The 13,230-nt window shown below is 73.4% G+C and carries 13 protein-coding genes and 1 pseudogene; 5 read left to right on the plus strand and 9 right to left on the minus strand.

Annotated elements, in window-relative coordinates; genetic code table 11:
• A pseudogene (locus AB0873_RS24540) lies at positions 1–245 on the plus strand (glycosyltransferase family 9 protein); the annotation flags it as partial.
• A complete protein-coding gene (locus tag AB0873_RS24545) occupies positions 229–1,212 on the plus strand; it encodes a DNA topoisomerase IB (protein ID WP_366602440.1) in 984 nt (327 codons plus the stop codon). The pseudogene AB0873_RS24540 and the gene AB0873_RS24545, both read left to right, overlap by 17 nt.
• A 232-nt stretch (positions 1,213–1,444) precedes the next feature.
• On the opposite strand, the gene AB0873_RS24550 is transcribed toward AB0873_RS24545, so the two are convergent.
• The 4 genes from AB0873_RS24550 to AB0873_RS24565 are packed head-to-tail and all read right to left on the minus strand — an operon-like array spanning position 1,445 to position 5,258.
• Complete coding sequence (locus AB0873_RS24550) at positions 1,445–2,425, minus strand: helix-turn-helix domain-containing protein (protein ID WP_366602442.1); 981 nt, start codon at positions 2,423–2,425, stop codon at positions 1,445–1,447.
• 37 nt (positions 2,426–2,462) lie between these two features.
• Positions 2,463–3,476: a helix-turn-helix domain-containing protein gene (locus tag AB0873_RS24555; protein ID WP_366602444.1), complete on the minus strand. Its 1,014-nt coding sequence runs from the start codon at positions 3,474–3,476 to the stop codon at positions 2,463–2,465.
• Positions 3,477–3,504: 28 nt separating this feature from the next.
• Positions 3,505–4,515, minus strand: a complete 1,011-nt coding sequence (locus AB0873_RS24560) for a helix-turn-helix domain-containing protein (protein ID WP_366602445.1) — start codon at positions 4,513–4,515, stop codon at positions 3,505–3,507.
• Positions 4,512–5,258, minus strand: a complete 747-nt coding sequence (locus AB0873_RS24565; protein ID WP_366602447.1) for a TetR/AcrR family transcriptional regulator C-terminal domain-containing protein — start codon at positions 5,256–5,258, stop codon at positions 4,512–4,514. Before AB0873_RS24565 ends, AB0873_RS24560 begins: the two co-directional genes overlap by 4 nt.
• A gap of 97 nt (positions 5,259–5,355) precedes the next feature.
• Between AB0873_RS24565 and AB0873_RS24570 the strand changes: the two genes are divergently transcribed.
• Positions 5,356–6,327, plus strand: coding sequence for an ATP-binding cassette domain-containing protein (locus AB0873_RS24570; RefSeq protein ID WP_366602449.1), 972 nt, complete (start codon positions 5,356–5,358; stop codon positions 6,325–6,327).
• Positions 6,320–7,084 (plus strand): ABC transporter permease, encoded by a 765-nt coding sequence (locus AB0873_RS24575; RefSeq protein WP_366602451.1) that lies wholly within the window; start codon positions 6,320–6,322, stop codon positions 7,082–7,084. Before AB0873_RS24570 ends, AB0873_RS24575 begins: the two co-directional genes overlap by 8 nt.
• Positions 7,085–7,154: 70 nt before the next feature.
• Here AB0873_RS24575 and AB0873_RS24580 read toward each other — a convergent pair whose 3' ends face one another.
• The 5 genes from AB0873_RS24580 to AB0873_RS24600 form a co-directional block, all read right to left on the minus strand.
• On the minus strand, positions 7,155–7,658 hold the full coding sequence (locus tag AB0873_RS24580) for a hypothetical protein (RefSeq protein ID WP_366602453.1): 504 nt from the start codon (positions 7,656–7,658) through the stop codon (positions 7,155–7,157).
• Between the two features lie 113 nt (positions 7,659–7,771).
• Positions 7,772–9,403, minus strand: a complete 1,632-nt coding sequence (locus tag AB0873_RS24585) for a RecQ family ATP-dependent DNA helicase (RefSeq protein ID WP_366602455.1) — start codon at positions 9,401–9,403, stop codon at positions 7,772–7,774.
• A gap of 231 nt (positions 9,404–9,634) precedes the next feature.
• Entirely contained in the window at positions 9,635–10,147 is a 513-nt protein-coding gene (locus tag AB0873_RS24590) for a hypothetical protein (protein ID WP_366602457.1), read from the minus strand.
• A gap of 196 nt (positions 10,148–10,343) precedes the next feature.
• Positions 10,344–11,294, minus strand: coding sequence for a TIGR03557 family F420-dependent LLM class oxidoreductase (locus AB0873_RS24595; RefSeq protein ID WP_366602459.1), 951 nt, complete (start codon positions 11,292–11,294; stop codon positions 10,344–10,346).
• Between the two features lie 129 nt (positions 11,295–11,423).
• On the minus strand, positions 11,424–11,546 hold the full coding sequence (locus AB0873_RS24600) for a hypothetical protein (RefSeq protein ID WP_366602460.1): 123 nt from the start codon (positions 11,544–11,546) through the stop codon (positions 11,424–11,426).
• Between the two features lie 178 nt (positions 11,547–11,724).
• Here AB0873_RS24600 and AB0873_RS24605 point away from each other — a divergent pair, with 178 nt between their 5' ends.
• Positions 11,725–13,218, plus strand: a complete 1,494-nt coding sequence (locus tag AB0873_RS24605) for a glycoside hydrolase family 3 protein (RefSeq protein ID WP_366602462.1) — start codon at positions 11,725–11,727, stop codon at positions 13,216–13,218.
• The last annotated feature ends 12 nt before the right edge of the window (positions 13,219–13,230 follow it).

Consider the following 13,230-nt stretch of genomic DNA (forward strand, 5'->3'; position numbering starts at 1 on the left):
CCCACCTCGCCACCGCCTACCACACCCCGTCGGTCCTCCTCTTCGGCCCCGTCCCACCCACCCAGTGGGGCCCACCACCCGACCGGACCTGCCACCGGGTGCTGTGGGCCGACGGACACGATTGGCCCAGGTGGGACGGGGTAGGAAGCCACCCGACGTTGGCGGCTGTCGGGGTGGGCGACGTGCTGGCCGCCGTGGCCGAGGTGGAACAGGCGGTGCGGACTACCGGTGCGGTTGCGGCGTAGTGATCCGGGCAGGCCGGGGTACGGACGCCGCCGGCGGGGCGAGGGCTGGGTGTTCCTCGACCCGGCGGGCGAGCAGGTCCGTGATCCGGAGCAGGTGGCGCGGCTGCGGGACCTGGTGATTCCGCCGGCCTGGCAGGACGTGTGGATCTCGCCGTACCCGAACGGGCACATCCAGGCCACCGGCATCGACGCCGCCGGCCGCAAGCAGTACCTCTACCACCCGGAGTGGCGGCGCAAGCGCGACGAGGCGAAGTTCGACCACATCCTGGAGGTCGCCCACCGGCTGCCGACGCTCCGCGAGCGCATCGCGAACGACCTCGACGGCCGGGGACTGAACCGGAACCGGGTCCTCGCCACCGTGGCCCGGCTGCTCGACATGGGGATGTTCCGGGTCGGCAACGACCAGTACGCCTCCGGGGACGACCCCACCTTCGGCGTTTCGACCCTGCGCCCGGAGCACGCCCGCTCCCGCCGGGGCTGCGTGGTCTTCGAGTTCCCGGCCAAGGGCGGCATCGAGCAGGTCCGCCGGATCGAGGATCCGGAGTTGTGCCGGGTGCTGACCAACCTGCGTCGCCGTCGCCGCGCCGCCGACCGGCTCTTCGGGTACTGGGACGGCCGGGACTGGCGGGACGTGCGCAGCGACGAGGTCAACGAGTACCTGCGGGACGCCAGCGGCGGCGAGATGACGGCGAAGGACTTCCGTACCTGGCACGCCACCGTGCTGGCGGCCACCGAACTGGCCACCGTGGGCCGGCAGCGGTCGGTCACCGCCCGCCGCAGGGCGGTCGCCGCCGTCATGCGGGAGGTGGCGGAACTGCTCGGCAACACGCCGACGGTGGCACGCACGTCCTACGTGGACCCGCGCGTGGTGGACCTCTACCACGACGGTGTGGTGGCGCCGGTCGATCCGAGGACACCCCGCGAGGAGGCCGAGCGGGCCGTTCTGGAACTGCTGGAGGAAGCCTGACCGGCTCCGCCGGTGGCACCTGGGGATGCCAGCGGCGGAACCGGAATCGGGAGGTGGCTCGGGGTACCGCCGGGCGACCGCCCGCCGCCGTTCGGGCGGCGGGCGCCCCGCCACGGCCCCCGTTCGGCGGGCCGCCCGCGCCGGCATGGCGTCCGGAGGGGGCGGCCGCTTCGGTTTCCCAGTCTGCCCCGGACGGGTTGACCGTGGACGCCGCGCGGTTGACGATCCGTGCCTAGTCCCGGCTGGCTTGTCGCCAGGACTGCGGCGTCATCCCGTACGCTGCCCGGAACATCCGACTGAAGTGGGCCTTGTCGGGAAAACCCCAGCGTGCCGCGATGGTCTGGATGGGCTGGGCACGCAGCACCGCGTCGGCGAGGTCGTGCCGGCACCGCTCCAACCGCAGGCCACGGATGTACGAGGCGACGGTCGTCTCCTCGGCCTCGAAGAGCCGGTGCAGGGAGCGCAGCGAGATGTGGTGGGCGTCCGCGATGGTCTGCGGGTTCAGCGTGGCGTCGTCCAGGTGCCGCTGGACGTACGCCCGCACCTGCGTGACGAGTGCCCGTCGGCGTACCTCCGAGGGGATCTCGTGCTCCGACACCAGGTGCCGGCCGAGCAGGGTGGTGGCCAGGTCCAGACCGATCGTGCCGAGTCGGGCGGCGTCCGCCGCGTGGTACTGCTCGGGATGGGTGGCGACCTGGGTGAGGAACTGGGCCAGCAGGGCACCGACCCCGGTCGTGCCGGACATTCCGCCGCCGAACAGGGGAGCCAGCCGCTGCGGTGGCAGCGGGAGCGCGGTGTGCGGGATGAGCGCGGCGATGGAGCTTGCCGGCTCCCGGCCGGCGTCGTCGCCGTGGTGGTGCACCTCGTGCGGGCGGGAGCCGTCGTAGAAGGTGAAATCGCCGGGTCGGCCGGTGCTGCACCGGTCGTCCTGTGTCGCGCTGGTGCTGCCCGCGGTGTTCAGGGCGAGCAGGTAGACCTCGGGGTCGGACTGCCGGACGAGCTTCGGGGTGCGGACGCAGTCCAGCGACGGGTACTGGTAGCGGACCACCTGGATCGGGCCGAAGTCGATGAACTCGGCCCGGGCGGTGAAGTCGTGGGCGTGCGCGGTGTGAATCCGCAGGGGCGCCGCCGTGCGTGCCACCATCTCCAGCCACATCCCGAACCGGTCCGCTGCGGCGACCTGTTCGGTGTCCACGACCACCGGCGTCAGCATCGTCCCTCCCCGTGTCGGCGCCGACCATTGTGTCCGGTCAGCGGGTGGGGTGCCGCCCCGTGGCGGGCACACCGTGCCGGGCCCGGTACGCCCGCGGGCTCATCCCGTACGCGGTCCGGAAGGCGCGACTGAAGTGGGCCGGGTCGGTGAAGCCCCACCGGCGGGCGATCTGGGCCACCGGAAGGTGCCCCAGCAGCGGGGCCAGCAGGTCCCGCCGGCATCCGTCGAGCCGGCGTCGCCGGATCGACTCCGCGACCGTCTCCTCCTCGCCCTCGAAGAGCCGGTGCAGGGAGCGCAGGGAGAGGTGGTGGGCGTCGGCGACCATCTGCGGGTCCAGGGCCGGGTCGTGCAGGTGGCGGTCGAGGAAGCTCCGGACCTGTGCCAGCAGAGCCTGGCGCCGGATGTCCGCGGGAAGGCCGCGTTCGGCGTCGAGGTGACGGGCGAGCAGCATCGACACCAGGCTGAGCGTGATCTCGGCGAGTTGCGGCGCGTCGGCGGCGGTGAACTGCTCGGGATGCCGGGTGACGTGGTGCAGGTGCTGGGCCAGCAGCGCGCCGGGGCCCGTCGCGCCGGGGAGCCGGGCGGCGGTGAGCCGGTCCACCCGGTCGGGATCGAGCGGGAGCCGGGCGCGGGGGATGACGACCGTGACGGACCCGGCCGGCTCCCGCCCGTCGGGCCCCAGGGTGTGGGACAGGTCGTGGGGCCGCCCCCAGTCGACGAGTGTGAAGTCGCGGTTGGGGATGGCGGAGTCGCACCGGCGCGCGCTGATCGTGCAGGTGCCGGCGAACGGCAGCGCGATCTGGTAGACCTCCGGGTCGCCCTGTCTGATGAGTCTCGGCGTGCGTCGCCCGACCAGCGACTGGTACCGGAAGCGGGTGACCGCGATGTCGCCGAGGCTGATCAGCCGGGCGTGACCGTGAAAGTCGAGCGCGTGGTCGCTCGTGAAAGCCACCGGGGCGGACACCTCGCCCGCCATCGCCACCCAGAGCGGGAACCGGTCCGCCGGCGGCACCCGCGTGGTGTCCATCGTCTCGACCGGCAGCGCCGTCATCACTGATCCCCTCTCCGCCTCGGTCGGGTCATTCTGTCCGGCCTCCCGTCGGGGGCTCGGCGTGCCGTTCCCGGTACGCCGCCGGGCTCATGCCGTACGCGCTACGGAAGGCGCGGCTGAAGTGGGCCGGATCCGTGAACCCCCACCGACGGGCGATCTGTTGCACCCGCAGCGGCCGCTGGACGGGTTCGAGCAGGTCCTTCCGGCAGCGTTCGAGCCGACGACGGCGGATCGACTGCGCCACGGTCTCCTCCTCACCTTCGAAGAGCCGGTGCAGGGTGCGCAGGGAGATGTGGTGCGCCTCGGCCACGGCGCGCGGCGTGAGGTCGGGATCGCCGAGATGCCGGTCCATGAAGGCGTGGATCCGGGCGAACGTCGCCTGCTGCCGTACGTCGACCGGGAGTTGATCCTCCGCGTCGAGGTGGTGCGCGAGCAGCATGGCCACCAGGCTGAGGGTCACCTCGGCCAGCCGGGGCGCGTCCGCGTCGCGGAACTGCTCGGGGTGACGCGTCAGGTGGTTGAGGTGCTGCGCCAGCAGCGCGCCGGGTCCCTCGGTGCCGGACATCCGGGACGCGACGAGCCGGTCGGCCCGGTCGGGAGGTACCGGTAGCAGCGCCCGGGGGAACACGGCGGTGATCGACGATGCCTGCTCCCGCCCGTCCCTGGCGCTGTCGTGCATCAACCGGTGCGGCCGGCTCCAGTCGACGAGGGTGAGGTCCGAGCGGGTCATCGAGGTCTCCCGCCGGCGGGCGCTGATGGCGCTCGCGCCGCTCAGCACCATGGCGACCTGGAAGACCTCCGGATCGGCCTGACGGATGAGTCGGGGGGTGCGCTGCGCGCTCAGCGACTGGTAACGCAGCCGGCTGAGCTTGACGGTGCCCAGGTCGACGCTTCGGGAGACAGCGCGGAAATCGGTGACGTGTGCGCTGTCGAGGTCCACCCGCGCGGCGGTCCGTTCGGCGATGTCCAGAAAGTACGGCCACCGGTCCGCGGGTGGCACGGCGGTGGTGTCCAGGATTTCGGTGCGCAGGGCGGTCATCGGCGGCTCCGGACCAGGGCGTCCACACCGTCGAGGATCCGGTTCAGGCCGAACTCCCACTCCGCGTCGAACTCCTCGTCCTCCTCCTGGGCCCATTCGGTGAGCAGTTCCCGGACCGCCGGGAAGGTGCCGGTCCGGGTGAGCAGTTCGAGGTGCTGCCAGTAACGCGTGTTGGCCTCGTCGGGGCCGACCCCGGACCGGGCGGCCGCCTCGGCGAGGTCGACGGTGAGCGTGGCCCAGGTGCGCGCGTACCCGCTGACCAGCAGGACGGTCGACAGGCGCTCGGTCGGACGCAGGCCGGTGCCGCGGAGCGTGCCGAGGCCCTGCTCCATCCAGTGGACCTGGTTGGGGCGGATCGGCGGGCCGCTGATCGGCACGTGACGCAGCCAGGGGCGGCGGCGGATGGCCGCGACGTTCGCCTCGGCCCACCGGGCGAGCGCGGGCCGCCACCCCTCGTCGGACCCGCGTGGTGACGGTGGTTCGCCGTACGCCGCGTCGACCATCAGGTCGACCAGGTCGTTCTTGGTCGACACGTACCGGTACAGCGACATCGTGGCGACGCCCAGCTCGCCGGCGACCCGGCTCATCGAGACGGCGGCCAGGCCGTCGGTCTCGGCGACCCGGACGGCGGCGGCCACCACCCGCTCCAGGGTCAGGCTGCGCCGGGGGCCCTTGCCGGGTCGCTCCTGGAGCCCCCAGGCGGCCGCCACGCTGTCGGGCAGGTCGACGTCCGGCTCGCTCATCCTCGCCTCTCGATCGCTGTTGACCGCCATCCTAGCTTCTGCGTATGGTCTACGCAGTAAAGCGTATGCCATACACAGAACACGGAGGGTGGCAGCCATGGGGGAGTGGACGGGACCGGCGGTGGAAGTCGTCGGCCTGCGGAAGTCCTTCGGGGCGGTGACGGTGCTCGACGGGCTGACCCTGCGAATGGCCCGGGGAAGCGTGCACGCCCTGCTCGGTCCGAACGGCGCGGGGAAGACGACCACGGTGCGGATCCTGGCGACACTGACCGCGCCGGACGGGGGCAGCGTCCGGGTGGACGGGCACGACGTCGTCCGCGAGCGGCGGCGCGTACGCCGGGTGATCAGCCTGGCCGGCCAGCACGCCGCCCTCGACGACGGGCAGACCGGCATGGAGAACCTGGAGATGATGGCGCGCCTCACCAGGCTGCCCCGCGCCGCCGCCCGGCGCCGCGCGACCGCGCTGCTGGAGCGTTTCGACCTGACGGCGGCCGGCGGCCGGCGCGTGGCCACCTACTCCGGCGGGATGCGCCGCCGGCTCGACCTCGCCGCCAGCCTGGTCGGTGAGCCGTCGGTGATCTTCCTGGACGAACCGACCACCGGGCTCGACCCGCGCAGCCGGCAGGCCCTGTGGGAGGTCGTCGGGGAGCTGGCCGCGGGCGGCGTCACCGTGCTGCTCACCACGCAGTACCTGGAGGAGGCCGACCGGCTCGCCGACCGGGTCGCGGTCCTGCACGGGGGGCGGCTGGCGGCCGAGGGGACCGCCGCGGACCTGAAGCGGCGCTTCGGCGCCCACCGGCTGGAGCTCACGATGCGCGACGACGACCGCTTCGCCGCGGCCGTCCGCCGGCTCGGTGACCGGGTGGCCCACACCGACGGCGTCCGGCGTGAGCTGGCCGTCCCGACCGACGGCAGCGCGCCCCAGGTGCGCGGGCTGCTCGACGAGGTCGACCCCGACCGGCAGGGGGTCGCCCGGTTCCACCTGCGTACGGCAACCCTCGACGACGTCTTCCTCACCCTGACCGGGCAGCCGGCGCCCGCCGACGCGCGGGAGGTAGCCGGTGTCTGAGCTGACCGCCCGACCGGCCGAGCTGTCCGTCCTGGTGGGACGCTGCGTACGGCTGTCCCGTCGCAACATCGACGCGCTGCTCACGTCGCTGCTGCTGCCGGTGATCCTGATGCTGCTCTTCGTCTACCTCTTCGGGGGCGCGATCGACACCGGTGACGCGTACGTCACGTACGTCGTCCCCGGCGTGCTGCTGCTGTGCGCCGGGTTCGGTGCGGCGGGCACGGCGGTCAGCGTCACCACCGACCTGACCAACGGGGTGGTCGAGCGGCTCCGCACGATGGACGTCGCGGCCACCGCGATCGTCGGCGGCCACGTCGCGGCGAGCGTCGCCCGCAACATGGTCTCCACCGTGCTGGTGCTGGGTGTCGCCGTGGCCATCGGGTTCCGCCCGGCGGCCGACCCGCTGCGCTGGCTCGCCGCGGCCGGGGTGCTGCTGCTGTTCCTGCTCGCCGTGTCGTGGCTGTCCGCCGCGTTCGGCCTGCTCGCCCGTACCCCCGAGGCGGCCAGCGGCTTCACCTTCCTGGTGATGTTCCTGCCGTACCCCAGCAGCGCGTTCGTGCCGGTGGAGACCATGCCGGCCTGGCTGCGCGGGTTCGCCGACCACCAGCCGGTGACCCCGGTCATCGAGACGCTGCGCGCGCTGCTGCTGGCCACCCCCGCGGGCGCGGCGCCGGCTCGAGCGGTGGCCTGGTGCCTCGGCATCCTGCTGGCGTCGATGGTGCTCGCCGCGCTGCTGTTCCGCCGCCGGGTCGCCTGACCGGCCGGCAGCCGACACGAAACGACGGCGGCGGTGGTCCTCGCCCGGACCACCGCCGCTGTCGATCCCGTCAGTCGTTGAGGACCTGGGCGAGCCGGTCCCGGAACCGGCGCTCGATGTCGCTCACCACATCCCCGCCGAGGCCCAGGATGCCGCCGCTGGACGCCGCGCCGACGACCTGCTCGGCGATCTCGACCAGCCAGTGCTTGTACGCCCCGGCCTCGCCCTCGTCCACCTTGGCGGCGAGCAGCGCCGCCGCCTCCTTCGCCCGGCCCAGCACGTCCTCCATGAGCGCCCGCGGGTCCGCCGGCTCGATCACCGGCAGTTCCGCGCCGGCCTCCGGATCGCCCACCCGGGAGACCACCTCGCCGGCGACCGCGGCGACCAGCGGGCTGGCCGACTCGCGCCCGGCGGAGATGGTGTCCATGCCGGCCGCGTTCTCGGCCATCGTGCGCCGGGCGCCGTCGGACTCCGCGGCGCTCGCCGCCGTCAGCACCGACTGCGGCAGGCCGACCAGCAGCCCCCACTCCCCGTCGGTGAAACCGAACCCGGTGTACGCCGGCTGCTCGATCACGGCACCGCTCCTTCTCTCGCTCGTGCTCGCCACGGCCGCCCGCGCCGCGGCGTCTCCGACCGCCGCGCTGCGTCGCGGCGTCCGGCCGCCCCGCCGAGGGCGGCCGCCTCAGGCTAGTCCAGCGTCAACAGGCCCTGTTCGGACACCACGCTGACGGACAGCGTCTTGTACCCCACCTCGTCGAAGAGAACCGTCATGCGGTCGTCCTCGTAGCTCAGCACCAGGCCCGGCCCCCACTCGGGATGCCGGACCTGGCTGTGCACCGGGAACGGGCCGACCGCGCCGTTGTCCGCCGTGCTGGTGCCGGCGTGGCAGTTGTCGCAGTGCCCGCAGACCGCGGTCATCTGCTCGCCGAAGTACGCGAGCAGGGTCTGGCCGCGGCAGGCGGTGGTCTCGGCGAAGGCACGCATCATGTCGGTACGCGAACGCGTCACCGTCTGCTGCCGTTCCGCCTCCGCGAGGGCCGCCGCGGCGGCCGCCACGGGTGTCGGTGAGTAGCGCGGCGCGCCGACTCGCTGCCGGCCCCCGGGCTCGGCCGCGCCCACCTGCTCCAGCAGCGCGAGGTACTGCCCGAGCTTGCGCGGGCCCAGGCCGGTCAGCTCCCGCAACTCCTTCCTGGTGCAGGGTCTGCGGCGCAGCAGCGCGGACAGGTCCCGCAGCTCGTTCTCGTCCGGCAGGCCGCCGGTGAAGTAGCGTTGCAGCCCGACGTCCTCCGCCTGCCACAGCAGCAGCACCCGGGCCGGCTGGCCGTCGCGCCCGGCGCGCCCGATCTCCTGGAAGTAGCTGTCCGGCGAGTCGGGCAGCGCCATGTGCACCACCCAGGCGATGTTGGGCTTGTCGATGCCCATGCCGAACGCCGAGGTGGCGACCATGATGGGCACCCGGTCGGCGAGGAAGGCCTCGTGCAGCTCGGCGCGGGCGCCGGCCGCCATGCCGCCGTGGTAGTACTGCGCCGGGAACCCGGCGTCGGTCAGCCGCCCGGCCAGCTCCTCCGCCGCCCGCCGGGTGGGGACGTAGATGATGCCGGGCCGCTCGTCGTCGCGCAGCAACGCGATCAACCGCCGCCAGCGGTAGTCCTCGGTCGGGCAGTGGGCCACCTCCAGGAACAGGTTGGGCCGGTCCAGGCCGGAGACGACGATCTCGGGGTCCCGCAACCGCAGCCGGGCGACGATGTCGTCGCGGACCGGCGGGGAGGCGGTGGCCGTCAACGCGACCACCGGCGGCCTCCCGATCCCCTCGACGAGGTGACCCAGGGCCAGGTAGTCGGGGCGGAAGTCGTGGCCCCACGCGGAGATGCAGTGCGCCTCGTCGATCGCCACCAGCGCCGGCTTCAGCGACCGCACCTCGGCCATCCGGTCCGGGTTCGCGAGCTGCTCCGGCGTGATGAAGAGGAACTCGGCCCGTCCGGCCCGGATCTCCTCGATCGCCTCGGCCTGCTGGGCCGGCGACTCGTCGGAGCTGATCCGGACCGCCCGCAGCTCGGGCCTCTGCCGTTCGTTCAGCGCGGCGATCTGGTCCTGCTGCAGGGCCAGCAGCGGGGAGATCACCACCGTGGGACCGGGAATCAGGCTGGCCGGGATCTGGTAGATCGCCGACTTGCCGGCGCCGGTGGGGAGCACCACCAGCGCGTCACGGCGTTTCATCACCGCCCGCATCGCGGCGAGCTGGTGGGGCCGCAGCGCGGTCCAGCCGAAGAGGCTCTTCGCGGCGCGGCGCAAGGTCATCGAGTGCGTGGACAGCTTCATCGAGGGCCGGAGGTACCCCGGCTGATCAGCGGCGAAACCGCGGCCGGGCTGAAGGGGTCATGCCCCACCGGCCGGCACACGACAGAGCCCCGGCTCTCCCTCACTTGCGAGGCGAGCGGCCGGGGCTCCATCGTCGTTGCAGCGGTCAGTACGTCGGCTGTCCCGAGCCGGGGCAGGTGCCTCGGCTACCCATCGCCTGGTGCGGCGGGCACGGCTTGCCGGGGGAGACGCCTACTCGGGCACCGCAGACTGTGCACTGACAACCGGGGGCCATGTGCGGACTCCTTTGGGGAATCGGTAATCGGGATGAGGGTCCTCGGTCGGGTCGCCGGTCGGGCCGGTTGCGGCAGTCACGCGAAGGTAGAGCGTGCTTCCGTCTTGGTAGGTGATCCGCAAAGCAGCCGGCGTCAGGTGAACATCGGGAAAGCCGCACGGCTCCCAGCTCCTGAAGATCGGCGGACGGGCGACGTCGAGGAGTTGCACGGTGAACATGAGCAGCCGAGCGGCCCGCTGTGCTGGCGGCGGCATCTCGGCGGGAAGCGGCACGGGTGCCGGCGCCGGGCGGGGTGCGTCGGCAGCCCAGAGCATCGCGGCGGAGCCGGATTGGTAGATCACCTTCACGCCGGACGGCGACTGTCCGCCCGGGCGGGTGTCCGTGCCATAGCGCGTAACGTCCGTGATGTCGGGGTGCTCGCTGGCGCGGATCAGTGCCGCCATGGCGTCAAGGGCTTCGGTCACCTGCATGTCGTCTCCGTTGTCGCATGTCCGGGCAGGTCAGGGGCGGGCTAAGTCTAGGCGGGGGTCGGCGGTGCTCTCGTCTGGCGCGCGCTGCTCACCCCTCCGGCGCCGCTTCGCGTAGGGCTGGCGCCAGGTAGAAGGCGAGTGCCACGGTGTGCCCGGCGGACTCAATCGCTTCTTGCCGCCACTGTCCGCCACCCCGTCAGCGGACCCGGGGGAGCACCTCGCGTTGATAGAGGTCGAACAGGCCCTGCCAGTTCGGGCCCACGTTGGCGACGTAGACCTCGTCGAAGCCGGCCTTCGCGTACTCCTCGATCTTCGCCACGTGGGCGTCGGCGTCCCTGCCGCAGACGAACGCGGAGGTCATCGTCTCCTGCGGCACCATGCTCGCGGCCTGCTCGAAGTGGCGCGGGGAGGTGAGCACCTGGGACAGCTCACCGGGTACGCCCGCGTTCGGCCAACGCTGGTACGCGATCCGCGCGCCCTCGTCCTCGCTGTCCGCGTACGCCGCCTTGAAGCCGGCCTGGACCGGCTTGTCGCCGCCCCCGGCGGAGCGGAACCGCCGCACCAGCTCGGCGTCGGGTGAGGTGTTGATGTAGCCGTCACCGATGCGGGCGGCGAGGTCGACCGACTTCGGGCCGAAACCGGAGACGTAGACCTTCGGGGGCGTCTCGGGCAGCGTGTAGACGCGGGCGTGTTCGACGGTGTAGTGCCGGCCGCGGTGGTTGACGAAGTCGCCCTTCCACAGGTCGCGCAGCACCGCGACGGCCTCCTCCAGCATCTCCAGCCGGGTGTCGGTGTGCGGCCACGGGTCGCCGAGGATGTGCTCGTTGAGCGCCTCGCCGCTGCCGACGCCGAGCACGAAGCGCCCCTCGTGCAGCACCGCGCTGGTAGCGGCCGCCTGCGCCACCACGGCCGGGTGGATGCGGACGGTGGGGCAGGTGACCGCGGTGGTGACCGGCAGTCGGCACACCTGGCTGAGCGCCCCGATGACCGACCAGACGAAGGGGCTCTGCCCCTGCGCGTCGGTCCACGGGTGGTAGTGGTCGGAGATCCACAGCGCCTCGAAGCCGGCGCGCTCGGCGCCGCGTGCCTGCGCCAGCAGCTCGGCCGGCGTGAACTCCTCGCTGGACAGGAAGTAGCCGATCCTCATCGTCGCCCCCTCGCCGAAACCGTGGACGGGTCGTACCCCGGGGATCGCCGCGGGAACCCGCCGGGCCGCACGGGCTTCGGCGACGCGTCGCCGTGCGCGCCGGTCGCCGCGGGGGCGGCGTCGCGCGTCTCAGCGGCGGAACATCGCGCGGATCGCGGCGAGCAGCAGCAGGCCGCCCACCACCACGCCGAGCAGGCGTACGCCGGGGACGTCGGCCGGGTTCGTCGCCTCGGCCAGCAGCACGGGGTCCATCCCCGCACTGTCGCTGCCAGATGTCGGGACAGCAACTGTAAGGTTTATTGACTATTTGGTCGCGCGGTGTGAGCATGGCAGCACCGCCGCCGGTCGCGGAGGTGCCGGGCCGTGCAGAGACGGGGGGGGACGACCACCGCATGAGCGATCTGAACGAGGAGCAGGCCGGAGTGGGAGCGTGACCATGCCCGAGGGGAATCTCGCGTCCCTGGCCGCCGCCGTCCTCCAGCCCGGCTTCGTCGGCACCACGCCGCCACCCTGGGTCTGCCGCTGGCTCGCCGAGGGGCTCGGCTCGGTGGTCCTCTTCGCCCGCAACGTCGTCGATCCCGAGCAGGTCGCCGGGCTGACCGCGACCCTGCGCGCCGAGCGCCCGGACGTCGTCGTCGCCATCGACGAGGAGGCCGGCGACGTCACCCGGATCGAATCCGGCCGGGGCAGCTCGCGGCCGGGCAACTTCGCCCTCGGCGCGGTGGACGACCCGGCCCTGACCGAGGAGGTCGCCCACGACCTCGGCGCGGAACTCGCCGCCCTCGGCGTCACCCTGAACTACGCGCCGGACGCCGACGTCAACTCGAACCCGGACAACCCGGTGATCGGCGTCCGCTCGTTCGGCGCCGACCCGGCCCTGGTCGCCCGGCACACCGCCGCCTGGGTACGCGGGCTCCAGTCCGGTGGCGTGGCCGCGTGCGCCAAGCACTTCCCCGGGCACGGCGACACCCGGGTCGACTCCCACCACGACCTGCCCCGGATCACCGGTGACCGGCTGCGGCTGAACGCCGTGGAACTCGCCCCCTTCCGCGCGGCGGTGACCGCCGGGGTCCAGGCGGTGATGACCGGGCACCTGCTCGTACCGGCGCTGGACCCGGAGCTGCCGGCCACCCTCAGCGGCCGGATCCTCACCGGGCTCCTGCGCGACGAGTTCGGGTTCTCCGGCGTGATCGTCACCGACGCGGTGGAGATGCGGGCCGTCGCCGACCGGTACGGCTTCGCCGGTACGGCGGTGCGCGCCCTGGCCGCCGGCGCCGACGCGATCTGCGTCGGCGGCGAACGGGCCGACGAGGAATCGGCGCGGCACCTTCGGGACGCCATCGTGGCCGCCGTCGTCTCCGGGGAACTGCCGGAGGAACGACTCACCGAGGCCGCGAAGCGGGTCGGCCAGCTCTCCGCCTGGACCGTCGCCGCCCGCGCCGACCGGCCCGTCCGGCTGCCGGGCGACAGCTCCGGCGTCGGGCTCGCCGCCGCGCGCCGAGCCGTACGGGTCACCACGGCCCGCGGCGGGATCGGCCTGCTGCCGCTGACCGGCCCGGCGCACGTGGTCGAGTTCGAGCCGCCGCCCAACATCGCGATCGGCCCGGACACCCCGTGGGGTCTCGCCGCCCCGCTCGCCGACCTGGTGCCGGGCACCACCGCCGTCCGGTACGCCGAGGCCGACGTGCCCCGGGACCCGACGGCCGGCGCCGCCGACCGCCGCGTCGTCCTGGTGGTGCGTGACCTGCACCGGCACCGGTGGATGCGGGCGGCCGTCGACCGTGCGTTGGCGGCCCGGCCCGACGCGGTCGTCGTCGAGCTGGGCGTGCCGGAGCTGGTCGCCGGGCGGGTGCACCTCGCCACCCACGGCGCCACCCGTGCCGCGGGCGCCGCCGCCGCCGAGATCCTCACCGGCCTCGCCTGAGGGACGCGGATC

Source organism: Micromonospora sp. NPDC047707, from assembly GCF_040704235.1.
Lineage (GTDB): Bacteria > Actinomycetota > Actinomycetes > Mycobacteriales > Micromonosporaceae > Micromonospora.

Coding starts and splice junctions, on each gene's coding strand:
- AB0873_RS24550 (WP_366602442.1), bottom strand. CDS start 2,425: ATGCTGACGCCGGTGGTCGTGGACACCGAACAGGTCGCCGCAGCGGAC.
- AB0873_RS24555 (WP_366602444.1), bottom strand. CDS start 3,476: ATGACGGCGCTGCCGGTCGAGACGATGGACACCACGCGGGTGCCGCCG.
- AB0873_RS24560 (WP_366602445.1), bottom strand. CDS start 4,515: ATGACCGCCCTGCGCACCGAAATCCTGGACACCACCGCCGTGCCACCC.
- AB0873_RS24565 (WP_366602447.1), bottom strand. CDS start 5,258: ATGAGCGAGCCGGACGTCGACCTGCCCGACAGCGTGGCGGCCGCCTGG.
- AB0873_RS24570 (WP_366602449.1), top strand. CDS start 5,356: ATGGGGGAGTGGACGGGACCGGCGGTGGAAGTCGTCGGCCTGCGGAAG.
- AB0873_RS24585 (WP_366602455.1), bottom strand. CDS start 9,403: ATGAAGCTGTCCACGCACTCGATGACCTTGCGCCGCGCCGCGAAGAGC.
- AB0873_RS24590 (WP_366602457.1), bottom strand. CDS start 10,147: ATGCAGGTGACCGAAGCCCTTGACGCCATGGCGGCACTGATCCGCGCC.
- AB0873_RS24595 (WP_366602459.1), bottom strand. CDS start 11,294: ATGAGGATCGGCTACTTCCTGTCCAGCGAGGAGTTCACGCCGGCCGAG.
- AB0873_RS24600 (WP_366602460.1), bottom strand. CDS start 11,546: ATGGACCCCGTGCTGCTGGCCGAGGCGACGAACCCGGCCGACGTCCCC.